This window comes from Pseudomonas sp. RP-B7 (assembly GCF_059803535.1).
Genome location: NZ_JAPFHC010000026.1, coordinates 16339 through 39272, shown reverse-complemented (window position 1 = coordinate 39272; position 22934 = coordinate 16339). Strand labels below are relative to the sequence as shown.

The 22934-nt window shown below is 63.1% G+C and carries 24 protein-coding genes; 8 read left to right on the top strand and 16 right to left on the bottom strand.

The window, feature by feature from the left end; all coding sequences use genetic code 11:
* Window positions 1–35: 35 nt before the first annotated feature.
* A complete protein-coding gene (locus OPU96_RS21220; protein WP_498559631.1) occupies window positions 36–815 on the top strand; it encodes a response regulator transcription factor in 780 nt (259 codons plus the stop codon).
* On the opposite strand, the gene OPU96_RS21215 is transcribed toward OPU96_RS21220, so the two are convergent.
* The 8 genes from OPU96_RS21215 to cpaB are packed head-to-tail and all read right to left on the bottom strand — an operon-like array spanning window position 812 to window position 8253.
* Window positions 812–1087: a DUF3613 domain-containing protein gene (locus tag OPU96_RS21215; protein ID WP_305392002.1), complete on the bottom strand. Its 276-nt coding sequence runs from the start codon at window positions 1085–1087 to the stop codon at window positions 812–814. The two genes, OPU96_RS21220 and OPU96_RS21215, sit on opposite strands and share 4 nt — an antisense overlap.
* A gap of 20 nt (window positions 1088–1107) precedes the next feature.
* On the bottom strand, window positions 1108–1821 hold the full coding sequence (locus OPU96_RS21210) for a tetratricopeptide repeat protein (RefSeq protein ID WP_192300174.1): 714 nt from the start codon (window positions 1819–1821) through the stop codon (window positions 1108–1110).
* A gap of 11 nt (window positions 1822–1832) precedes the next feature.
* Window positions 1833–2717 carry a type II secretion system F family protein gene (locus OPU96_RS21205; RefSeq protein ID WP_192300173.1) on the bottom strand — a complete coding sequence of 295 codons (885 nt, stop codon included), beginning with the start codon at window positions 2715–2717 and terminating at the stop codon, window positions 1833–1835.
* A gap of 1 nt (window position 2718) precedes the next feature.
* A complete protein-coding gene (locus OPU96_RS21200) occupies window positions 2719–3603 on the bottom strand; it encodes a type II secretion system F family protein (protein ID WP_226455684.1) in 885 nt (294 codons plus the stop codon).
* A gap of 12 nt (window positions 3604–3615) precedes the next feature.
* Window positions 3616–4890, bottom strand: a complete 1275-nt coding sequence (locus tag OPU96_RS21195) for a TadA family conjugal transfer-associated ATPase (protein WP_498559630.1) — start codon at window positions 4888–4890, stop codon at window positions 3616–3618.
* Window positions 4887–6077 (bottom strand): CpaE/TadZ family protein, encoded by a 1191-nt coding sequence (locus OPU96_RS21190; protein ID WP_498559629.1) that lies wholly within the window; start codon window positions 6075–6077, stop codon window positions 4887–4889. Before OPU96_RS21190 ends, OPU96_RS21195 begins: the two co-directional genes overlap by 4 nt.
* A complete protein-coding gene (locus OPU96_RS21185; RefSeq protein WP_305392006.1) occupies window positions 6074–7291 on the bottom strand; it encodes a type II and III secretion system protein family protein in 1218 nt (405 codons plus the stop codon). The genes OPU96_RS21190 and OPU96_RS21185 overlap by 4 nt, the downstream gene beginning before the upstream one ends.
* 20 nt (window positions 7292–7311) lie before the next feature.
* A complete protein-coding gene (gene cpaB, locus OPU96_RS21180; protein ID WP_192300168.1) occupies window positions 7312–8253 on the bottom strand; it encodes a Flp pilus assembly protein CpaB in 942 nt (313 codons plus the stop codon).
* Between the two features lie 314 nt (window positions 8254–8567).
* Here cpaB and OPU96_RS21175 point away from each other — a divergent pair, with 314 nt between their 5' ends.
* From OPU96_RS21175 to OPU96_RS21165, 3 genes are read left to right on the top strand one after another with little or no spacing between them, the layout of a single operon-like run.
* On the top strand, window positions 8568–8768 hold the full coding sequence (locus tag OPU96_RS21175) for a Flp family type IVb pilin (RefSeq protein WP_498559628.1): 201 nt from the start codon (window positions 8568–8570) through the stop codon (window positions 8766–8768).
* A gap of 46 nt (window positions 8769–8814) precedes the next feature.
* The gene (locus tag OPU96_RS21170) at window positions 8815–9012 is read left to right on the top strand and encodes a Flp family type IVb pilin (protein WP_192300167.1); all 198 of its coding nucleotides are present in this window, start codon (window positions 8815–8817) and stop codon (window positions 9010–9012) included.
* Between the two features lie 55 nt (window positions 9013–9067).
* Window positions 9068–9475, top strand: a complete 408-nt coding sequence (locus OPU96_RS21165) for a response regulator (protein ID WP_192300166.1) — start codon at window positions 9068–9070, stop codon at window positions 9473–9475.
* Between the two features lie 52 nt (window positions 9476–9527).
* Here OPU96_RS21165 and OPU96_RS21160 read toward each other — a convergent pair whose 3' ends face one another.
* From OPU96_RS21160 to OPU96_RS21145, 4 genes are all read right to left on the bottom strand, one after another.
* Window positions 9528–11213 (bottom strand): ShlB/FhaC/HecB family hemolysin secretion/activation protein, encoded by a 1686-nt coding sequence (locus tag OPU96_RS21160; protein ID WP_498559627.1) that lies wholly within the window; start codon window positions 11211–11213, stop codon window positions 9528–9530.
* A 174-nt stretch (window positions 11214–11387) separates the two neighbouring features.
* Window positions 11388–12977 carry a collagen-like triple helix repeat-containing protein gene (locus OPU96_RS21155; RefSeq protein ID WP_498559626.1) on the bottom strand — a complete coding sequence of 530 codons (1590 nt, stop codon included), beginning with the start codon at window positions 12975–12977 and terminating at the stop codon, window positions 11388–11390.
* Window positions 12978–13268: 291 nt separating this feature from the next.
* Window positions 13269–14117, bottom strand: a complete 849-nt coding sequence (locus tag OPU96_RS21150; RefSeq protein WP_226455690.1) for a MaoC family dehydratase — start codon at window positions 14115–14117, stop codon at window positions 13269–13271.
* 2 nt (window positions 14118–14119) lie between these two features.
* A complete protein-coding gene (locus OPU96_RS21145; RefSeq protein WP_226455691.1) occupies window positions 14120–15463 on the bottom strand; it encodes a 3-oxoacyl-ACP reductase in 1344 nt (447 codons plus the stop codon).
* 116 nt (window positions 15464–15579) lie between these two features.
* On the opposite strand from OPU96_RS21145, the gene OPU96_RS21140 reads away from it, so the two are divergent.
* Complete coding sequence (locus OPU96_RS21140; RefSeq protein WP_498559625.1) at window positions 15580–16857, top strand: acetyl-CoA C-acetyltransferase; 1278 nt, start codon at window positions 15580–15582, stop codon at window positions 16855–16857.
* 124 nt (window positions 16858–16981) lie between these two features.
* Complete coding sequence (locus OPU96_RS21135) at window positions 16982–17881, top strand: PA4780 family RIO1-like protein kinase (RefSeq protein ID WP_014716761.1); 900 nt, start codon at window positions 16982–16984, stop codon at window positions 17879–17881.
* Between the two features lie 179 nt (window positions 17882–18060).
* Here OPU96_RS21135 and cueR read toward each other — a convergent pair whose 3' ends face one another.
* The 3 genes from cueR to OPU96_RS21120 all read right to left on the bottom strand — a co-directional run bounded on the left by cueR (window position 18061) and on the right by OPU96_RS21120 (window position 21107).
* Window positions 18061–18462 carry a Cu(I)-responsive transcriptional regulator gene (cueR, locus tag OPU96_RS21130; RefSeq protein ID WP_192300160.1) on the bottom strand — a complete coding sequence of 134 codons (402 nt, stop codon included), beginning with the start codon at window positions 18460–18462 and terminating at the stop codon, window positions 18061–18063.
* A complete protein-coding gene (locus tag OPU96_RS21125; RefSeq protein WP_498559624.1) occupies window positions 18459–20660 on the bottom strand; it encodes a heavy metal translocating P-type ATPase in 2202 nt (733 codons plus the stop codon). Before OPU96_RS21125 ends, cueR begins: the two co-directional genes overlap by 4 nt.
* A gap of 66 nt (window positions 20661–20726) precedes the next feature.
* Window positions 20727–21107: a hypothetical protein gene (locus OPU96_RS21120; RefSeq protein ID WP_192300158.1), complete on the bottom strand. Its 381-nt coding sequence runs from the start codon at window positions 21105–21107 to the stop codon at window positions 20727–20729.
* Between the two features lie 147 nt (window positions 21108–21254).
* Between OPU96_RS21120 and OPU96_RS21115 the strand changes: the two genes are divergently transcribed.
* Window positions 21255–21446, top strand: a complete 192-nt coding sequence (locus OPU96_RS21115) for a heavy-metal-associated domain-containing protein (protein WP_192300157.1) — start codon at window positions 21255–21257, stop codon at window positions 21444–21446.
* Window positions 21447–21531: 85 nt separating this feature from the next.
* Entirely contained in the window at window positions 21532–22725 is a 1194-nt protein-coding gene (locus OPU96_RS21110) for a multidrug effflux MFS transporter (RefSeq protein ID WP_226455694.1), read from the top strand.
* Window positions 22726–22733: 8 nt separating this feature from the next.
* Here OPU96_RS21110 and OPU96_RS21105 read toward each other — a convergent pair whose 3' ends face one another.
* A complete protein-coding gene (locus OPU96_RS21105) occupies window positions 22734–22907 on the bottom strand; it encodes a hypothetical protein (RefSeq protein WP_498559623.1) in 174 nt (57 codons plus the stop codon).
* Window positions 22908–22934: the final 27 nt, after the last annotated feature.

The following is a 22934-nucleotide window of genomic DNA, read 5'->3' as shown; positions in this document are numbered from 1 at the left end:
AACCGATTTTTGCTTGGCCAGGCATGGAGTAGCGCGTGAACAAGCTTATCTCTCAGATGAAAGTCCTCGTGGTCGACGATCAGCCCTTGATCGTGGAAGAGTTGTGCGAATACCTCGAAAGCAGCGGTTACCGTTGCGTGCCTTGCGATTCAAGCCGGCAGGCCATCGCGCGGTTCCGTGAAGACGCTGAAATCGCCCTGGTGCTGTGCGACCTGCACATGCCGGAAATGGATGGCATCGAGCTGGTCCAGGAACTGCAACGCCTTGCCGGCAAACGCCGCGCCTTCGAGGCGATCATGCTGACCGGGCGTGCCGACAAACAGGACGTGATCAAGGCGCTGCGGGCGGGCATCGCCGATTACTATCAGAAACCGATCAACCTCGAAGAACTGCTTGAAGGCCTGCAACGCCAGGAGGCCGCGCTGCATGAGCGCCAGAAGGATCTGGAACTGGGGCAGTTGAATCAGAAATTGCAGTTCCTGTCCGCGTCGATCGACGACCTTTACCACGACCTCGACAAGGTGCGCAGCGGCCCGCAACCCGCCACTGATGAAGCCCTGGGCGACGACGTCGAAGGCGCCGAAATGCCGGTGATCTTCAAGCAACTGTCGCCGCGCCAATTGGATGTGGCGCGCCTGGTCGGCAAGGGCCAGACCAACTACCAGATCGCCTGCGAACTGGGCATCACCGAAAACACGGTGAAGCTCTACGTGTCCCAGGTGCTGCGCCTGACCCACATGCACAACCGCACGCAACTGGCGCTCGCGCTGTCACCCGCCAGCGCGTCGATCCGCCAGCGCGTGAGCGCCCACTAGTTACTGCTGCCACTCTTCGCGGCGCCACCCTGGTTCTGGTCGTAGTACTCGGGAATGGGGTGCTTGTAGCTTTCGATCAAACGTTGCATGGCCTGCTCGCGTTCCGCCGGGGAGGCTTTTTGCGCTGTGGACGAAGCCAATTGCCCGGTGACCTGCATCTGCAGCCAGCCTTCGGTCTGCTGTTGATAAGGCGATGACGGGCCGGGCTCGATGGCCAGTGCGCTCAGGGGCAGGGTGGCCAGCAGCAGGTGGGCGAACGGTTTGAGTGTCATCTGAATACTCCCTCGGATACTTATTTGACGGGCACTTGCCGTGCGTCGCTGACGGTTGCCACTTGCTCCCTGGCGCGGGGCGCCGAGCGCTTGAGTTGTTCGGCGCGGAGCTGGGCCTGGGTGAATTGCTCGGGACTCAAGCCAAAGCGGCTGACCAACTGCGACGCCTGCGTCCAGTTGTCCTGATAGATCAGCAGGGTGACCAGGTTGACTGCCGCCAGTGAGCTGCTCTGGTTGAGTTCCATGGCGGTGAGGAATTCGAAGCGCGCGTCCTCCAGGCGCAACTGGTTGAGGTAGACCACGCCGAGGTCATTGCGGATTTTCTCGTCGATGGGCGACAACCTGGCTGCCCGCTGCAAATGCTCCATGGCCTGGCCGTTATCCCCTTTGGCCACCGCCAGTTGGCCCAGCCCGTGCTCGCCCTCGGCCGCCAGGCACGTGCCGAGCAGGCCGCGATATAACCCTTCGGCCTCGCTGCGCCCCAGCAAGCGGTAGACCTTGGCTTTGCGCAGGCGCACCTGCGGCAGGTTGTCCGACAGGTTCTGCAGATTGGCCAGGCTGGCGTGCAGCTTGCCGTCGTTGGCCATGTCGTCGGCGAGGTTCAGCGACAGCTCCTGGTCGGCGTTGGGCTTGGTGCAACTGCCGGTGCCGGCGAACCCGGCCCAGGGAGCCTGGCCCATGTTCGCGCAACCACTGATCAGTAGCAGGCTGCAGGCGGCAAACAGTAATTTCATGGTGCGTCCTCTCAAGTGCCGATGGCCTTGGATATGGCGATAAACCCCGGGCCGGCCAGTACGATCAGCAGCGCGGGAAACAGAAAAACCATCATCACCACCGACATCTTGGCCGACATCTTGGAAATGAATTCCTGCATGCGCGTCAGGCGCCGGTCATCGAGCAGTTGCTTGAGCGCCTGCAACGATTTCATCGCACCGCCGCCCTGATACAGCAGCTGTTGCAGGATGGTGCAGGTGTCGGTGAACTCATCCACGCTGAGCATCAGACTGGTTTTGCTCAGTTCTTCGCCCAGCTCCAGGCCCGAGTCCACCCGTGCCAGCACCAGGCGCAACTCGGCGGTCAGCACCGGCATCAAGGTCTGGGAGTCGTTGGACATGACCCGCAAGGTTTGCTCCACCGCCATGCCGGACTCGAACAGGATGCGCAGCAGTGGGATAAAGGTCGAAATCTCCTGGGCGATCTGCTCCTGGCGCCGTTTGGCGACGGAGGCCAGCACGCGTTTGGGCAGCAGGTAACCGACGGCAAACCCGAGAAACGGTACCGGCCAGACATGGGCGACGTCCGGGAAAAACAGGCTTTGCACCAGGATCGTCAGGCCCAGCAACAGAATCGGCGCGCCCACCTGGCAGGCGGCGAACATCGAGCGCTGGCTGGCCTTTCTCCAGCCGATGCGGTTGAGCAGGGTCTGGGTTTCGTTGTCCAGGCTGATGGTGCGCTGGCCGATGCGCGTATTGCCCAACTGACGCAGCAACTGGCCCATCTTGTCATCGCGTACGGTGTTGCCCTGTAGCCGCTGGCTGACCAGCCGCTGCTGGCGACGATGGGCGAGCAGGTTGATGACCAGCAGCGCGAGTGCCGCGAAAAACAGGGCGATGCTGATCATCACGGCCATCTCAGACGCTCCTCAGCATGCGCCACAGCGCCACGCACCCGAAGACCTGCATGCTGAAGGCGCCGATCAGCAACCATTGGCCGCTGTCATCGGCCCACATGCCCACCAGATACGTCGGGTTGGTCAGCAGGAAATAGCCCGCCACGCTGACCGGCAACAACGCCAGGACCACCGCGGTGACCCGGGTTTCGCCGGTCATTGCGCGCAGTTGGCGCGCACCCTGGTCGCGCTCGCGGATCATCTTGATCAGGTTTTCCAGCAGCTCGCTGGCGTTGCCGCCATACCGATGGTTGACCTTCAAACCGAGGGCAAACAGGCGCAATTCATCCTGTTCATACAGCTCGGCGAAATCGTGGGTGGCCTCCGGCAGGCTGACGCCCAGCAGCACATTGCGCTTGATGCGGCCCATGGCGGTGCGCAGTGGGTCGTCGCTGGCGTCGATAGCGTTGAGCACCGCATCGGCCAGGGTGCGCCCGGATTTGAGACTGCGCACCGCGTGATCGAGCAACTGCGGTAGCTGTTCGATCATGCGCTGCAAGCGCCGTTGATAGCGCAGTGAGATGTAGAAGCGCAGGATAAGCGGCGGCCCCAGTAGCATCACCAGCAATCCCAGCCATTCGAAGGCGAGCAACCCCAGCACTACGCCCAGCGCCCACAAGCTCAGCCACAGCCCCAGGCGTTCGGTCGGCTTGCCCAGGCCGGCACGCATAAAGGCGCGCTCCAGGCTGTTGAGCAGTGGGTTACTTTCCTGGGTTTGCGGCTGCCCGTGGGCCAGGCGCTCCAATACGCGGTCGGTCTGGGCCTGACGTACCCCGCGACGCATCAACTGCACGCCGAGCAACAACATGGCCAGGGAGGTCAGCGCGAGCAGTATCGGACCAAGCATGGGGCACGCCTCCTAGTGCGGCAGGTGGCTCTCGCGGCGCAGCTTGTCGCCGGCGGGGTTGATGGCCTCGCGCAAGAATCCGTAGCCGGTGCGCTTGTCGAGGCGGAACAAGGTATTGGTGACGTAGATGTCATCGCGCACGCCGACCACTTCCACCACTTCGGTGACGCAGCGGCGGCCGTCGGGCAGGCGTGACAATTGGATGATCACGTCGAGTGCCGCGCAGATCATCTGGCGCAGGGTTTTTTCCGCGATCAGGCGCCCGGTCAGGCCCACCAGCGTCTCCAGGCGCAGCAGCGCGTCCTGGGCATTGTTGGCGTGCACGGTGCTCATCGAGCCGTCGTGGCCGGTGTTCATTGCGGTGAGCACATCGAGCACTTCGACGCCACGGATCTCGCCAAGGATGATGCGGTCCGGGCGCATCCGCAGGGCGTTGCGGATCAGGTCGCTGGCCTTTACTTCGCCGTGGCCTTCGGCATTCGGCGGGCGGGTTTCCAGGCGTACCACGTGGGGGTGGCCCAGTTGCAGTTCAGCCACGTCTTCGATGGTGACCAGCCGTTCATGGGGGTTGATCAGTTGGCTGAGGATGTTCAGCAAGGTGGTCTTGCCGGTGCCGGTACCGCCACTGATCAGGATGTTGCAGCGCTTGCCCACCGCGCCCTGGAAGAACTCGAAAATCGGCTGGTCGATGGTTTGCATCGCCACCAGGTCGCTGCTTTTGAGCATGTCCTTGCGGAATTTCCGGATCGACAGGCACGGCCCATCCAGGGCAATCGGCGGGATGATCGCGTTGACCCGGCTGCCGTCGGGCAGCCGCGCATCGACCATCGGCGAGGACTCATCCAGGCGCCGCCCCAACGGCGCGAGGATGCGCTGCATGACGCGTTCCACGTGATGGTCATCGATAAACCGCAGGTCACTCTGGTGCAGCAACCCCTCGCGCTCAACGAACACCCGATGGGGGCCGTTGACCAGGATTTCAGTGACGGAGTCATCGCGCAGCAGCACTTCCAGCGGGCCGAAGCCGGTGAGTTCGTCGACGATCTCTTCGGCCAGGCGTTCCATCTCGTAGCGGGAAATCGCCAGGTGCATGCGGGTGATGTATTCGCTGACCTTGTCGATCACAAACTGCGCGAGGGACTGGCGTGTGCCTTCCAGCAGGTTGCGCCCCGACTCCTCGATGGCATCGATGATGTAGCGGTGCAGTACCAGCTTGAGGCCGTCATGGTCGGTGTTGCCGACGGCGCTGCGCCCGCCCGGCCCGCCGAACAGTTTGTCGCCGCTCATTTGGTGCTCCAAAGACGGGTCAGCCAGTTGGCGGTGGGTTTCTCAAGGCCTTCGGAGCGCTTGGCCAAGCGCTCGCCGAGGTTGCGCAAGCCTTGGGTCAAGGGTTCGCGCGGGGCCAGGGTGAACAGGCTTTGGCCCTGATTCTTGGCGTTGAGGCGGATCTCTGCACTCAGCGGCAATATGGCCATCACCTCCAGGCCGAAGGTTTTGCCCAAGGCTTCGGCCTCGGGCGCGGCGCCTTTGATGTAGCGGTCGATCAGCAGCCGCCCGTGTTCGAGTTTCATGCCCTTTTCGCGCCAGCGATTGAGCACCGCCAGGTTGCGACGGCAGTCGAGCACACTCTGGTCGGTGCACCACAAGAGCTTGTCGCAGTGGCTGACAACGGTGCGCAGGGCGTCGCTGTCCGGCTGCCCGGTGAGGTTCACCACGATGTGCTGGAAGTGTTGGCGCAGGGCGCTGAGCAGCATGTACAGCTCGGCGGCACTGGTCTGTTCCAGGGGATCGTCGCCGTCGGTGTAGGCGAGGATCCGCAACCCATCCTCGGCCTGGGTAAAGGCGCTGTTGATCAGCGTGGCGTCGAGGCGGCGCAGGTGGCGCAGGGCATCGCCAAAGTGGAACGAGCTTTCCAGGCCGAGCAACGCCAGGCTGTCGCCCCGTGGCAGGCCCAGGTCGAGCACCAGGGTTTGCTGGCCACTTTTCTGCACCACATGGGCCAGGTGGTCGGCCAGCATGGCGCCGTCGGTGCCGCACTGGGTGCCGTACAGCACGGTCAGGCCGCCCAGGTGGCTGGTGTGGGCCACGGCGGGCAGGCGTTTGCCCAGGCGCCGGACCAGCCCCGCCACTTCGCTGGAACGCGAGCCGTAGGCGACAAAGTCCCGGGCCCCGGCGCGCATGGCGTTCAGCACCAGTTGGTTGTCCATGCCGTCGCCCAGGGCCACGATGGCCAGCATGGGCTTGGCCTCCAGGGCGCCTTCGATCAGAGCGCACTGGTTGTTGACGTTTTCCCGGTCCAGGCCGATGAACACCAGGTTGGCGAAGGTCACGTCTACCAACGCCAGCAATTCGTCGAGGCTGCCGCTGCCGGCGCTGACCACTTGGCCGAGGGGCGCGAGGGCACCCTGCAGCCATTCCAGGTCGGTGCCGTTGCGGGTGATTGCAAGGAAGGTCTGGCTCAGGCTTTCACTCATTGGGACAGTCCCGTGCGTCGGTCGAAATTACCGTTTTCGAGGAAGAACAGGCGATACCAGTTCGGGTCATAGCTGCGCAGTTTTTCCCCTGGCAGCGAAGGCAGTTGCGCGTTGGCGGCCAGGGGTTGGACCAGGTGCGGGGTGACGATCATCAGCAGCTCTTTTTCTTCGCGGCTGATGTTGGAGTCACGGAAAAATGCACCCAGGATCGGGATGTCACCCAGGCCGGGAAACTTGGCGATGGTCGAACGGTTGTTGGTGCTGATCAGCCCGCTGATCACGAAGCTTTCGCCATCGGCCAGGGACACGCTGGTGTCGGTGCGGCGCACGGTAAGCGCGGGCACCTGGATGCCCTGGATCGCGATGGCGTTGCTGTAGTCCAGTTCGCTGACTTCCGGCGCCACCTTGAGGGTGATGCGGTTGCGGTCGATCACCGTGGGGGTGAGGGTCAAGCGGATGCCGAATTCCTTGTACTCGATGGAGATGCTGTCGCTGCCGGAACTGGGCACCGGAATCGGCACTTCGCCGCCGGCCAGGAAGGTCGCGCTCTGGCCGCTCAGGGCCACCAGGCTGGGGCGTGCGAGGGTGTAGGCGAAGCCGCTGCTTTCCAGGGCATTGATCATCGCCTTGACTCGACCCCCGCCGAAGCCGACGTTGAAATTGTCGGTACTCACCGGCAGTTTGAACACGCTCTCCGAGGGCGAGACGATGCTCGGGCTGCTGACGAAGAAGTTGGTGCCGATCCCCAGGAACTTGGTGCTCGCCTCCTTGAGCTTGGTGCGGCTGACTTCAACGAAGCGGATGTCGGTCTGCACCTGGCTGGGCAGCGAAGGGTCATCCGACGGCGACAGCGACTGGCTGGTCAACGCCGAAGTGGCCTTGCCTTTGACGAACACCATGGTCTGGCGCGGGTTGGGCGAACAGGCGGTCCAGATCATCAGGGTGGTGGCGCCGGGCGCGACGCCGGTGAGCAGGAAGGCCTGGTTGCCGTTGACGTGTACGTCGGCGATTTTCGGATCGCCGACGGCCAGCCGGGTAATGGCGACCGGCGACTGTATGGCCTGTTGCAGCCCTTCACCCACCTCCAGCGTGGCGGGCAACTGCCCCAGGCTGGCGCAGTTGGCGGAAGCCGCCTGGGCGGCCGCGACGGGCAGGCTGAGGGTGATGACGGCCCAGAACACCCGCGAAAACTTCGGCATGGAACGACTGCTCATTCAAGGCATCCTTAGCGCTATCAGGGCGTTTGTTGAGTGATCTGGTTGCCGCGTATGACTTCGACCCCAGAGCGCCGCGGGGCGCCCGTGGTGGCGGGCCGGTTGAAGTTGCCGAGGGGCGGCGTGGTGAGCGCCAGTTGGTTGAATTGGTAGAGATCGCGCTTGGCGCTGTCGAGGTTGGCCATGGCGTCGGTGCCGCCGCTCCAGTAGTGGCTCAGGCGCTGCTCGTCGGCGCTGCGTACGGCCAGGCGCAGGTTGCCGGCTTGTATGGCCAGGACCAGGCGGGTCATCAACTGTTCAGGCACCGCCAGCAACACCGTGCGCGCACTGGCGCGGTTTTGTTGTTGCCTGGCCTTGTCTTCCTGGGTGACGGGTACCGGGGAGCCGGGTTTGCCGTCGTTGGTCAGCCCCAGCTGATCACCCACGCCCAGCAGGCGCAGGGCCGGGATGATGGTTTGTGCGGAGGGTTGCGGGTTGCCGTTTTCCTGGCGCAGATAGAGCATCACGTCAACGTAGTCACCCGGGTTGAGTTGGCCGCCGGCGCCGGTCACTTCATCCACGGCGACCGCCAGTGCGCGCTCATCGGGGCGGATCATGCGGGACAGGTTGCCGCCGGCGCTGAAGCTCTCTTCGGTCAGCCAGGTGCCGGCTTCCAGGGCGCGCCATGGGGCGCGGCCGACGGCTTGGTCCAGGCGGGTCAGGCTGCCGGCGGGCACGGTCTTGAGTTTTTCCACGCTCAGGTCGGCGGCGGTCAGCGCGACGAAGGGCGGCACGTCATGGATCAGTACGACCACGGGTAGGCGGGTCGGGTCTTCGACGGGAGCCACGGGGGCGTTGTTAATGACAGGTGGCGCGACGGCGGTGATGGGCTCCGGCCGGCTCAGGACGAGGCCCCAATACCCGGCGATCAGCGCGCCGAGCAGCAATATCACGGCCAGAATCATGCTGATACGACTGCTCATAAAGGCTCTCCCTTTCCTGCTGCCGGGCCTGCCATCGGGTCCGTCCAGCTACTACGCAATCAGTGCATTCTGGGCTTCTGACTATTTCGCTATTTGAAGGTAGTAGAGCTAGGACAAAACGCCATTAATCCGTCTGAATATTATGCGTCGCCACACAAATACAGGGGGTTTGGCGCCATGAAACTGACTAATACTTTGTGATTAGTCGCTTGTTACAGTTGTCGGGAGTGGATTTGCCGACAATGCTCTTGAGGCATAGCAAGATCATGTTGCAAGCCCGCTACATCGCGCTTCCTGCGCAAAGGAGAAGTCATATGTTCAATATGTTCCTTGACGGTATTCGCAAGGTGTTCATCAAAATCCAGATCCTGTCGTATGGCAGGGAAGGGGCCTCCGGTATTGAATATGCGATTGTTGCAGCGATGTGTGCGGCGGTCATCGGGGCGTTCATGTCACCGATCAGCACCAAGGTGAAGGCTATCTTTACTTCCATACAAACCGGGATCACTACTTGATGTTTTAATGCGTTGCGTTCTCCTCTTTAGTTTGACGGAGCTCTACATGCACATCGAAGACAGCATTCGCAGCGCGTACGTGAAAGTGCAAGTAATGGTGAGCGCCAGGGACGGCGCCTCCGGCATCGAGTACGCCATTGTGGCGGCGATGTGCGCGGCGGTGATCGGTATTTTCATGACCCCGATCAGCGACCGTGTGAAGGTATTGTTCAACCTGATCGAAACGAGCCTGCTGTCGACTTGATCATTTTATTGACGCGACTAACCTGAGTACATTCTTAGTGTCAGGATCTTTTTCCATGAGCCTCCCTGCCTCGTCTTCCCGGCAACAAATCCTCTTGGTGGACGACGAAGAAGACGCCCTGATCGAACTCGCCGAATCCCTCGCAAATGAGGGATTTGTCTGTTTCACCGCCACCTCCGTGACCTTCGCGCTACAGGAACTGACCCTCAACCCCGACATCGCGCTGATCATCACCGACCTGCGCATGCCCGAGGAAAGTGGCATCTCCCTGATCAAGCGCCTGCGCGAACACACCGACCGTCAGCACCTGCCGGTGATCGTGATGTCGGGTCATGCCGAAATGGATGACGTCAGTGACATGCTGCGCCTGCAAGTGCTGGATTTGTTTCGCAAGCCGATCTATCTGGTGCGCTTGATCGATACCCTCAACAATCTGTTTCCTCTCCAGAAACGCCATCTCTGACCTCAATGGCGAGGGAACAAGCGTCCTCGCCACAGGTTTACAACCCTGCCGTTCAGAGTTGATAGCTGAAGCTCAAGGTATAGCGCGGCCGCCGATCAAAGCTGTCCAGCGCGACGTCCGACATCGGCTTGGCCGCTTCCAACGCAATGTTGTAGTACTTGCTGTCGCCAAAGCGCAGGCCGACGGCCGCCGAGGACAGGTTATTGCCCTTGACCGGCACTTCGTTGAACCACGTTTTGGCGCGGTCGAACACCACGTAGGGTTGCAGGATGCGCACCCAGTCGCCGGCGCGGTTGTAGCTGTAGTTGACCTCGTAGGCCACGCCCCAGCCCTTGTCGCCGGAACCCTGGTCATCCGGGTAACCTCGGCCGAAACTCTGCCCGCCGAACGTGGCGCGTTCGCTGTCGGGCAGGGTGTCGTCGCTCCAGTAGAACGCCCCCGACAGCACGCCCTGGAAGTTGCTGGCGAACAGCTTGTTGCTTTGCACGCCGGACAGGCGCAGGCGGAAGAAGTCGAGGTCGGGTTTTAGCCCTTGCAGATCGCTGCGGGTCTTGGCGCCCATGCCGTTAATGCCTTGGTACAAACCGGCGCTGAGGATGCGCAGTTGGTCGCTGTCGGCCTTGCGCCAGTCGCCTTCGAAGGCCAGGGCACGCAGGTCTGTTTCGACATCGAAGCGATTGGGGAAACCCACCAGTTGATAGCGGGTTTTCTGGTCGACGCCGTACAAGCGTGTACCCAGGCTCAACGACTCGGTCGGCGAGGCGATCAGCGGGTGGCTCAAACCAATGGAGAATCGGTCGATGGCCTGGTGCGGCTTGAGCTCGAAACCGCCGCCCAGTTGCAGGTTGGTGCCTGGGTCGGCGCGGTAGCGTTCGCCCGAAAGTGCCAGTTGGGTGCCCTCGGCATTGATGAATTGGCTGTAGGCGGCGCGGTAGTAGTGTTCCTTGTCGTCGCCCGGCGGGAACAGGCCACTGACGGTCAACTGCTCGCCCATGGACGTCTGGGAGTTGCTGGTGGCGCTGAGCAGCGCTTGCAGGCCGCCACGGCTGGCCTGGTTGAGGCTCATGCTGGTGGTGAACGGCTTGCGGCTGGCGGTGATCTGCATGCGGGTGCCGCCGTCGGTGGTGCCCGGTGGCGGCACTTGCGCCTGGAGCGTCACGCCCGGTATCGCGCCCATCAGCGTGGTGTAACGCTCGAAGGTCTTGCGTGTGAGGGGGCGTTCGGCCTTGAGTTTGTCCGCGAGTTTGGTGACGTAGGCCGACACCGAGCCGATGTCGCCCTGCACTTGGTAATCGCGGATATAGCCCTCCACCAGCACCACGTGCACCAGGCCGCCTTCGAAATGTTGTTCCGGCAGGAACGCGTAGGACAGCAGGTAGCCGTCCGCCTGGTAGCGCCGGGTGATGCTGCGGGTGGCTTCGATCAGGTGGGCCAGGTCTGTTTCGTGGCCAATCAGCGGCTCGAACGCCTGGGCCAGTTCCTTGAGCGGGTAGACCGTGCCACCGTCGATCTGCAGTTTGCGGATGGTCACTTTGGTGTCCATCAATAAGGGTTTTGCTTCGCTGGCTGCGGGCGTCGGCAACTGGGTCTGCGGGGTGTTCGGTCGATAGGCATCGGCGGGCAGGTTGGGCACGGGCAGGTTGCGGATGGTGTCGTTGCTATTGAGGAAGCTGGGCAGGGTATCGGCGTGGGCGTAGGCACTGAGGGTGAGCAACAACAACGGCGTGAAAGCGCGCATAGGACACTCCATGGTCAAAACTGCTGCAGCGTTTCGCAGATTCCCGCCGGGCTCTGGGGGCGCGGTTCGGGTGCCTTTCATTGGCGCTAAAAAAGACGAGAGACTTACTGGGTCTCTCGTCTCAACCAAGCGTAGGCGCTGTAGGGGAGGCCGTCTAATCGGCCAGGTGCAATTCTATTTATTGCCAATCAGGCCTCCGAGCAGGCCGCCGTTGCTGCTCGTACCGGCGCTGGCGCTGGCAGATGCGCTGCCGCCCAGGTTCAGGCCGCCACCGAGCAACCCACCGCCGCTGGTGCCACCTGTGACCACGCCACCCACCGAGGCCACGGTGTTGCCGACGGCGTTCACAGTGCCGCCCAAGGCATTGGTGACCGGGTTGGCATTGGTGCCGACGATGGCGCCGCCCAGGTTGCTCACAGCCCCGCCGACGTTGGTGACCAGGCCATTGACCGGAGCGCCGAGCCCAGTGGCGCTACCGACGTTCTGCGTGAGGCTGGTGACGCCGCTGGTGACCGGGTTGAGCGCGCCACCCACGCTGGTGGTGAGTGCCGCCACTGGCGCACCCGCTGCGCTGTTCGGTACGCCGCTGCCGCCGAGCAGCGTGCCCAGGGATGCCACGCTGCCGCCTGCGTTGCCGCCCGTGATGCCCGCCGCACTGACCAGGCCATTGGTGTTGCCGGCATTGAGGCCGTTGCCGGCGCCGGCGATCACGCCGCCGATGAGTTCCGGCAGGCCGAGGTTGGTTGTCCCCGTGCCGCCACCCGTGCCGCCGGTCGGGTTGACGTAGCCCCCGGCGCTGGCGACCACGGTACCTGCGCCATTGAGCACGCTGCCCACCGCGCCGGTGACTGGGTTGCCAGTGCCGCCCGCACTGGCAACTTGATTGCCGAGACCGTCGACGGTACTCCCGACTTTATTCAGCAGGCCGCTGACAGGGCTGTTCAGGCCGGTTGCGGTGCCGACTTGGCCGGTGGTTTTTTCCACCAGCGAGACCACGGGCACCAGCACTCTGGCGCCGACGGCGTTGGTGACCGAACCCAGTGGGCCGGTGGTGCTGGCGGTACTCAGGGTGTCGCCGAGCATGGTCACGACGTTGCCGACATTGTCGACTGCCCCGCCGACCACCGGCGCGACACCGCTGACCACGGGCACGCGCCCGAGCAAGGTGGCAACGTTGGTACCGGTCGTGCTCACGCCATCACCCAGGTCCGAGACACCGTTGCCGACCCCGGCGAGGGTCGTGCCCAGTGCGTTGCTGTCAGTGCCGAGCGTGCCCAAGCCGTCCGACAAACCGGTGCCGATGCTGCCTACTGCGGTGCCGGTGGCAGTCACCAGGCCGCCGGCGGTAGCGCCGACAATCGGCAGGTTGCCCAGTTGGGTGCCGAGGCTTTCGACAGCGGTGCCGGCACCGGTCACGGTAGTGCCCACGGTGTCGACGACGGTGGCGGTAACCAATGGCGTGGTCGTGCCGCCGGTGCCAGTGCCAGGACCGGTGGTGCCGCCACCTGTGCCGCCACCTGTGCCTCCTCCAGTACCTCCGCCAGTACCTCCGCCAGTACCTCCGCCAGTGCCGCCACCAGTTCCACCTCCAGTGCCGCCGCCAGTACCACCGCCAGTGCCACCTGTGCCGGCAGTCGTATCGTCGGTGGAGGACGAGCCGCCGCTGTGATGCCCACCACCGCCGCTGCTGCAGCCGCCGAGTGTCAGTGCTACGGCGAGGGCGAGTGCGGTACTTGCTTTCCAAAACACTACTTGAGTTTTCATGATTGAGTTCCTTGCACCTGTACAACCTGAGTTGTCTTCAAACACTCGCTATTTCTTTGGATAGCGATGGGTTTGTCCGTGGAATCATCACAGGCCTGGGGCAACTTTCGCGCAATGCTCAACTTGGTATTAACGATTTATATAGGGAGGGCAAGTCTGTACTTGGCGATTAATACGAAGGGTGTAAGGGGAGGATGTATATATATTAAAAAACATGGGGTTGAATAAAGGGGCGGACTTTATGAAGTCCGCTATCACTTAAGGTGTATATATACAATTTATCGGTTTGTTTCAGGCGATTGGTTGCCACTTGCCGAGCATGTGCTCAATCTCTTCGCTGCCTTTCAACACCCATTCACCGCTGGAACCGGCTGCGCTGGTGAATAACCGCACTTCACTGGGCAAGCGCACCGGTTTTTTGAACTCGACGTGTATTTCGATATTGGCCGCGGGCAGATGCTCACCGAGGGCGGCGAGGGCGTGCGCCTTGTTCCACAGACCGTGGGCAATGGCCTGGGGGAACCCGAACAGCCTGGCGGTCAGGGCGCTGAGGTGGATCGGGTTGTAGTCGCCGGACACCCTGGCATAACGCCGACCGACGTCGGCAGGGGCGGGCCAGCGTGTCAGTTCGCTGACGGGGGTGGGCGTGGGCAGGGCGTCGTCCGCCGCGTTGCCGTCAGTCTTCACGCCTCGGCAGAGCATGCGGCTTTCGGCTTCCCACAGCAGGCCCAGGGCATCTTCGACGGTGGTCACCACGTCAAAGGTCGCACCCTTGGGGTGAGGCTTGAGGTTTTGCGTGTGTACGCTGAGGGTCAGGTCGCTGATGCCGCCCAAGGGCCTGTGGATACGGATGCAGTTGCCCAGGTGAATCAGGCCCAGCAACGGGAAGGGGAACCTTGTGTCGGTGAGCAACTGCATCTGCAGGCCGAACGCCAGGATATGCGGGTACGTCGCCGGCAGGATCGGGCTGTCGGCAAAGCCGCAGACCCTGCGATAGGCCGCCACGTGCGTAGGGTCGACGCTGACCCGGCAGCGCAGCCCCAGGGCGGGCAAGGTGTCGCCGCTGATTTTGCGCTTGAGCGCCGCACGCCAGTACAGCGGTGGCAGAAACGGAGTGCTGCCTAAGGTTTGCCAATCCATGGTTACGCTCCCAGAAGACTTTGCCCGCACACCCGCAGCGCCTGGCCGCTGACCGCGCCGGACCCTGGTTGGCCAAGCCAGGCCACGGCCTCGGCGACGTCTTGCGGCAGGCCGCCCTGGCCCAGCGAATTCATGCGACGCCCGGCCTCACGCAGGCCGAACGGGATATGCGCGGTCATCTGGGTTTCAATGAAGCCCGGCGCCACGGCATTGATGCTGATGCCACGGCCCTTGAGCAGCGGCGCCCAGGCCTGTGCGAGGCCAATCAAGCCGGCCTTGCTCGCGGCGTAGTTGGTTTGCCCACGGTTGCCGGCGATGCCACTGATGGAGGCGAGCAGCACCACGCGGGCGTGGTCTTGCAGGGTGCCGCTGTCGATCAGCGCCTTGGTCAGCACTTGCGGGGCGTTCAGGTTGACCGCCACCACCGCGTCCCAAAAGTCCGGGGTCATGTTGGCCAAGGTCTTGTCGCGGGTGATACCGGCGTTGTGCACCAGAATGTCGAGGCCGGTGGGAAGTTGCTCGACCAACTGGTCGGCGGCGGCGTCGGCGCAGATGTCCAGCGCGACGCTACGCGCGCCCAGGCGTGCGGCCAGAGCGTCGAGGTCGGTCTTGGCCTGGGGCACATCGAGCAGGACCACCTCGGCGCCGTCGCGGGCGAGGGTCTCGGCGATGGCCGCGCCAATGCCTCGGGCGGCTCCGGTGACCAGCGCCGTGCGCCCGGCCAGCGGGCGGGTCCAGTCCTCGACCGGCGTGGCGCAGGCTTCCAGGCGGATCACCTGGCCCGAGATGTATGCGCTTTTGGGTGAGAGGAAGAATCGCAGCGCGCCTTCCAGTTGGTCTTCGGCGCCGTCACCGACGTAAAGCAATTGCAGCACGCCACCGTTGCGCAACTCTTTGGCCAGGGACCGGCTGAAGCCTTCAAGGGCGCGTTGGGCACTGGCCGCGAATGGGTTGAGAAAGCTCTCTGGCGCACGACCGAGGATCACCAGGTGCGCGCTGTTATCGAGGTTTTTCAGCAGTGGCTGGAAAAATTCGCGCAGTTGCTTGAGTTGGTCGGTGTGCTGCAGCTCACTGGCGTCGAATACCACGGCCTTGATCTTCGGGCCATGTCCGGGGATCCATGTCGAGGTTTCGGTGCCGTAGGTGTAAATGGCGTCGGTGAGTTTGTGCGCGAATGCCTGCACCTTGTCCACCAACCCGCCACCGCCGAGTAACAAGGCGCCGTCGACCGGGCGCAGACGCCCGGCCTGCCAGCGTTCCAGGCGTACCGGTGACGGCAGGCCAAGGGCGGCGACCAGACGATGGCCGAGGCCTGAATTGGCGAAGTCGATATAACGGTCAGGCATGGAACGCTCTCCAGAAACTGTGGTTCAAAGAAGAGTTGACCATCAAAACGCGCTAGTCGTTCGATCAGCCTAGGCTAGGCTGACGGATTACACCCATATCCAGCAGGGAGATTTTCATGACTCAATTGCGCCGTGTAGCGATCATTGGCGGTAACCGCATCCCTTTTGCCCGCTCCAATGGTCCCTACGCCACGGCGAGCAATGAGGCGATGCTGACCGCTGCGCTGGAAGGCCTGATCGAGCGTTACAACCTGCACGGTTTGCGTATCGGCGAGGTGGCCGCCGGCGCGGTGCTCAAGCATTCGCGGGACTTCAACCTGACCCGCGAATGCGTGCTCGGCTCGCGCCTGTCGCCGCAAACCCCGGCCTATGACATTCAACAAGCATGCGGCACCGGGCTTGAGGCGGCGTTGCTGGTGGCCAACAAAATCGCCCTGGGCCAGATCGAGTGCGCGATTGCGGGTGGGGTCGACACCACGTCCGACGCGCCCATCGGCGTCAACGAAGGGCTGCGCAAGATTCTGCTGCAAGCCAACCGCAGCAAATCCCTGGCGGACAAGCTTAAAGTGCTGTTGCAACTGCGCCCCCATCACCTCAAGCCGGAACTGCCGCGCAACGGTGAGCCACGTACAGGGTTGTCCATGGGCCAGCATTGCGAACTGATGGCGCAGACCTGGCAGATCCCCCGCGCCGAGCAAGATCAGCTGGCGCTGGAGAGTCACCGGAACATGGCGGCCGCCTACGCCGAAGGCTGGCACAACGATTTGCTCACGCCGTTCCTCGGCCTGACCCGCGATAACAACCTGCGCCCGGATCTGACCCTAGAGAAACTTGCCGCGCTCAAGCCGGCGTTCGAACGCGGCGAAAAAGCTACGCTCACGGCGGGCAACTCCACGCCTCTGACAGATGGTGCCTCATTGGTATTGTTGGGCAGCGAGGCTTGGGCTAAAGAGCGTGGGCTGCCGATCCTCGCGTATTTGCGCGATGGTGAAGCGGCGGCGGTGGATTTCGTCAACGGTGCCGAAGGCCTGTTGATGGCGCCGGTGTATGCGGTGCCGCGTTTGCTGGCGAGGAATGGCCTGACGCTGCAGGACTTCGATTACTACGAGATCCACGAAGCCTTCGCTGCCCAGGTGTTGTGCACGCTCAAGGCGTGGGAGGATGCGCACTACTGCAAGACGCGCCTCGGGCTTGATGCCCCCCTCGGCGCGATCGACCGCAGCCGGCTCAACGTCAAGGGCAGTTCATTGGCGGCCGGGCACCCGTTTGCTGCCACGGGTGGGCGTATCGTCGCCAACCTGGCCAAACTGTTGGACGCGGCGGGCAAGGGGCGTGGGCTGATTTCAATCTGTGCGGCGGGCGGGCAGGGGGTTACAGCGATCATTGAGCGCTGAAACTGGCATATCTGATGCATTCTTAAGTGATCAACGGTCAGTCGCCTCTCCCACCGGCGGGCCGATTGCCGTATAACGAGTGCCATACGCGTATTTGGTAATAAAGGACCCACAATAAAAGCTGATGAAGACTCCTAAACGCATTGAACCCCTGATCGAAGACGGTCTGGTCGACGAAGTGCTGCGCCCACTCATGAGTGGTAAAGAAGCAGCTGTTTATGTGGTGCGCTGCGGCAATGAATTGCGTTGCGCCAAGGTTTACAAGGAGGCGAACAAACGAAGTTTTCGTCAGGCGTCCGAATACCAGGAAGGCCGCAAGGTCCGCAACAGTCGTCAGGCCCGGGCCATGGCCAAGGGCTCCAAATTCGGCAAGAAAGAAACCGAAGATGCCTGGCAGAACGCTGAAGTGGCGGCGTTGTTCCGCCTGGCCGGTGCGGGCGTTCGCGTGCCCCAGCCGTTTGACTTCCTGGAAGGCGTGCTGTTGATGGAACTGGTGGCCGACGAGTACGGCGATGCGGCACCGCGCCTGAATGACGTGGTGCTGGAGCCGGACCAGGCGCGTGAATACCACGCCTTCCTGATCTCGCAGATCGTGCTGATGCTGTGTACCGGCCTGGTGCACGGTGACTTGTCCGAGTTCAACGTACTGCTCACGCCGACCGGCCCGGTGATCATCGACCTGCCCCAGGCGGTGGATGCGGCGGGCAACAACCACGCGTTCAGCATGCTGGAGCGGGATGTGGGCAACATGGCGTCGTACTTCGGGCGTTTTGCCCCGGAGTTGAAAAAGACCAAATACGCCAAGGAAATGTGGGCGCTTTACGAAGCCGGCACGTTGCACCCGGCCAGTGTGTTGACCGGCGAGTTCGATGAGCCGGAAGAACTGGCGGACGTGGGCGGCGTGATCCGCGAGATCGAAGCGGCGCGGCTGGATGAAGAGCGTCGGCAGGCGATCCGCGCGGCGGACGATGCACCACCGAGCAAAGTCCCGGACGAGCCACCGCCGCCGCCTTGGATGCAGTGATCTCAAGGCCCGCGTAGATCTAAAAAATGTGGGAGCGGGCTTGTGTGGGAGCGGGCTTGCTCGCGAATGCGGTTGATCAGTGAATATATCGTTGACTGACACACCGTCTTCGCGAGCAAGCCCGCTCTCACACAAGCCCGCTCCCACATTTGGTTTTGTATGTATTCAGGTAGATTCCATCAGGTGCAGCAACTGCCCGAAGCCAACTCCTTGAGAATCGGACAGTCCGGCCGATGATCGCCATGGCAGTGCTCCACCAGGTCCTGCAAGGTATCGCGCAACTGCCCCAGTTCCATGATCTTCTGATTCAACTCATCAATGTGTTGGCGCGCCAGGGCTTTTACGTCGGCGCTGGCCCGATGCCGGTCTTGCCACAGGGTCAGCAGTTTGCCGACCTCCTCCAAAGAAAACCCCAAGTCCCGCGAGCGTTTGATAAACGCCAGGGTGTGCAGGTCGTCGGCACCGTACACACGGTAGCCGCTGTCGGTGCGGTGGGCGGCCTTGAGCAAGCCGATGGATTCGTAGTAGCGAATCATCTTCGCGCTGAGCCCGCTCTGGCGTGCGGCTTGGCCGATGTTCATGGGCGGTGATCCTCCAGGTCCTTGGGTTTCCAGGTTTTCAGCAGCAGGGCATTACTGACCACGCTGACGCTCGACAGCGCCATCGCCGCACCGGCCAACACCGGGTTGAGCAGGCCGAATGCTGCCAGTGGAATGCCGATCAAGTTATACACAAAGGCCCAGAACAGGTTCTGGCGGATTTTTGCGTAGGTCTTGCGGCTGATCTCCAGCGCGGCCGGCACCAGGCGTGGATCGCCGCGCATCAAGGTGATGCCGGCCGCGTGCATGGCCACGTCGGTGCCGCCCCCCATAGCGATGCCGATATCGGCGGCGGCGAGGGCCGGGGCGTCGTTGATGCCGTCGCCGACCATGGCCACCACGCCGGTTTTTTTCAGTTCGGTGACGGTGGCGGCTTTGTCGGCGGGCAGCACCTCGGCGTGCACGTCGTCGATGCCCAGCGCCTCGGCCACCACGCGCGCACTGCCGCGGTTGTCGCCGGTGAGCAGGTGACTGCTGATGTGTTGCGCCTTGAGTTGGTTGACTGCTTCCAGTGCGCCGGGCTTGAGCGTGTCGCCAAAGGCGAACAGCCCCAGCACACGCGGTTGCGCGCCTTGCTCGATAAGCCAGGACAGGGTGCGGCCTTCGGCCTCCCAGGCCTTGGCGGACTCGGCCAGGTCACCGGCGTTCAAGCCGCTTTCTTCGAGCAGGCGGCGGTTGCCCAGGGCCAACTGCCGACCATCGAGAGTACCGGCGATGCCGCGCCCGGTCAGGGATTGGCTGGCGCTCACGTCGGCCACCACCAGGCCTTGTTCGTTGCAGGCGTCCAGCACGGCCTTGGCCAGCGGGTGTTCGCTGCCACGTTGCAGCGCCCCGGCCTGTTGCAGCAGCAGGGCTTCGTTGCCATCCACGGCGCTCAGATGAGCGATTTTTGGCGTGCCGGAGGTGAGGGTGCCGGTCTTGTCGAAGACCACGGCGCTGACTGCATGGGCGCGCTCCAGGGCTTCGGCGTCTTTGATCAGGATGCCATGGCGCGCAGCCACGCCGGTGCCGGCCATGATTGCGGTGGGTGTAGCCAGGCCCAGGGCGCACGGGCAGGCAATCACCAGCACGGCGACAGCGTTGATGATCGCGGTTTCCAGTGATGCGCCGTACAGCCACCAGCCCACCAACGTGACCAACGCCAGCACCAGCACGGCGGGCACGAACACTTGGCTGACCTTATCCACCAGTTTCTGGATCGGCGCCTTGGCGGCCTGGGCGTCTTCCACCAGGCGGATGATCCGCGCCAGCACGCTTTCGGCGCCCAGGGCGGTGGTGCGCACCAGCAGGCGGCCTTCGCCGTTGATGGCGCCGCCGGTAACGCTGTCCCCTGGCTGCTTCGGCACCGGCAGGCTTTCGCCGCTGATCAGCGCTTCGTCGGCGTGGCTCTGGCCTTCCACCACTTCACCGTCCACCGGGAAGCGTTCGCCGGGCTTGACCAGCACCAGGTCATTGAGCGCCAGCGCGTTGATGGCGACGTCTTCTTCACGCCCGCCATTGACCCGAATCGCCCGCTCCGGGCGCAAGGCTTCAAGGGCGCGGATGGCGCTGGCGGTCTGACGCTTGGCGCGGCTTTCGAGGTATTTGCCCAGCAGCACCAGGGCGATCACCACCGCCGAGGCTTCGAAATACAGGTGCGGCGCCATGCCGGGGTGGGCGCTGAGCCATTCATAGATGCTCAGGCCGTAACCGGCGCTGGTGCCGATGGCCACGAGCAAATCCATATTGCCAGCACCGGCGCGCACGGCTTTCCACGCGGCGATATAGAAGCGTGCGCCAAAGATGAATTGCACCGGGGTGGCCAGGGCGAACTGCACCCAGGCGGGCAGCATCCAGTGCAGGCCGAAGGGTTCCACCAGCATCGGCAGCACCAGCGGCAGCGCCAGGGCAATCGCCAGCAGCAGCGACAGGCGTTCGCGCTGCAGGCGCTGGGCCTGATCGACTTCGGTAGCGGTTTCACTCTGCGGCAGGGTGGCGGTGTAGCCGGCCTTGTCGACGGCGGCAATCAACACACCGGGGTCCATCTGGCCCGCCACTTCGACGTGGGCACGCTCGTTGGCGAGGTTGACGCTGACGCTTTGCACCCCCGGCACCTTGCCCAGCGCGCGCTCGACGCGGCCGGCACAGCTGGCGCAGGTCATGCCGCTGATCGGCAGGTCAAAGGTGGTGGTTCCATTCATGGGGCAGTCCTCCAGGAGAAGTGGCCCCTAGCATCAACCTTGACCTGTGGGGAAGGTCAAGGCCGTTTAATAGTCCAGCGCAGCGGCTTTGAGATACATGCCGTCCGGACCCTGGGCAATGCGCAGTTTGCGCACGTCGCCAACCTTCAACGTGATGTTCTGTGCTGGCGGCGCGAGCAGGCCCGGCTGGCAGCCCGGTGCCTGGCCCGGCAGCAACTTGAGGCGCAACGACAGGTTGCCCGCCGGCAGGTTGAACGAGGTGGACTGTTCCTGGAACAGCCGCCCGGCCAGCTGATCATTCAGGTACAGGCCGATCTCGCAGTTGGTCGACACTTCCAGGCGTTCCCGGGAAATGATCAACACCGCATAGTCTTCTGCGGCACTGGCCAGCGGCGCAGCGGCAGACAAGCTCATCAGGCCGGCAAGGGCAAAAAACGACCAGCGCATGGCGAATGCTCCGTGGGTTGAATCAAAGATGGGTGAAGCTTGGCCGACAGCGCGGGCGAATACCAGCCCGGCGGATATTTTCTGAGCTTGACCTTGCCATGATGGCAAGGTCGAGACTGCCTCCACCCTCAATACAGGAGTCATGTCATGCAAGTATTCAGCGTTGAAGGAATGACCTGCGGCCATTGCGTCAAATCGGTGACCCAGGCAGTGCACAACCAGGACCCGAGCGCCGAAGTGAAGGTGGACCTCGCCGCGAAGCAAGTCAGCGTGCAAAGCCAATTGAGCGCGCAGCAGATCGCCGATGCGATTCGGGAAGAAGGCTACAGCGTCGTCTGATTTTTAATAGTTAGCGAGCTAACGTAATGTTCAAGGCACCCAAGCGCGGCTAGACTGTCGAGCTGCCGACTCACTTGGGTGTCTGATGAACCTGCGCATAATTCTGATTCTGGGCGCCTTGAGCGCCTTCGCACCATTGGCGATCGACTTTTACCTGCCGGGCTTCCCCGCCATGGCTATCGCGTTCGGCACTGACGAAAAACATATCCAGACCACCCTGGCGGTGTATTTCACCGGCCTGGCCATCGGCCAATTGATCTACGGCCCGCTGGCCGATCGCTTTGGCCGGCGCGTGCCGCTGCTCAGCGGTGTGACCCTGTTTACCCTCGCGTCCTTTGCCTGTGCCTATGCGCCGTCGTTGGAATGGCTGATCGCCGCGCGTTTCGTCCAGGCCCTGGGCGGTTGTGCGGGCATGGTGATTTCCCGCGCCGTGGTCAGCGACAAATGTGATGCGGTGGGGTCGGCCAAGGTGTTTTCCCAACTGATGCTGGTCACGGGGTTGGCGCCGATCCTCGCACCGTTGGCGGGTGGGGTGATGGTCGGGTTGTGGGGCTGGCAGTCGATCTTCCTCGCGCTGACCGCGTTCAGTGTATTGGCGGCGATTGCGGTGGCCGTCGGCCTGCCGGAAACCTTCCCGGCCCATCAGCCGCGCCAGCCATTGTCCGGCTCGCTGCGGCGCTACCTGTCGTTGCTGTCGGACCGGGTCTACCTCGGCTACGCCCTCACTGGCGGTATTGCGATTGGCGGGATGTTTGCCTACATCGCCGGTTCACCTTTCGTATTCATCAAACTCTATGGCGTGCCTGCCGAGCATTACGGCTGGGTATTCGGTTCCAACGCGGCCGGTTTCATCCTGATCGCCCAAGTGAACGCGCGCTTGCTGGCCAAGCGCGGCCCGGCGTTCTTGCTGTCGCGCAGCGTGTGGGTGTACCTGGCGGCGGCGTTGTCATTGCTGGCGATCAGCGCTTTGCACACCGATGCCCTGTGGCCGCTGCTGGTGCCGCTGTTTATCTGCATCGCCAGCCTGGGCTGCATTTTGCCCAACACCTCGGCCTGCGCCATGAGCGGGCAAGGAGCGCGGGCGGGCAGTGCGTCGGCGCTGCTCGGTTGCATTCAGTTTGGTGTGGCAGCGGGGGCGGCGTCGTTGGTCGGCCTGTTGCACGATGGCACGGCGCTGCCGATGGCCATGGTCATCAGCCTGTGCGGTGTGTTGGCGGTGACGGTGGCCGTGTCGACCCAGCGCTTGCAGCGGGCTCGGGCCGCGCAAGCGCAGGTCTGAGGTGGCGGTCAGCCAGCGGCGGAGTGTTGCTGGTTGACGGGAAGACGGTGAGGGGCCTGGATTCGGGCTTGCAGGGTATCGGCAAAGGCGCGGGCCTCGGCTTCACTGTGGAAGGTGATGGCCTTCTGGTCCAGGCGCACTTCCCACTGGGATTTTGCTAACGCTTTTATCAGGATCTTCATTACTGACTTCCTCGCGTAAAAGAATCG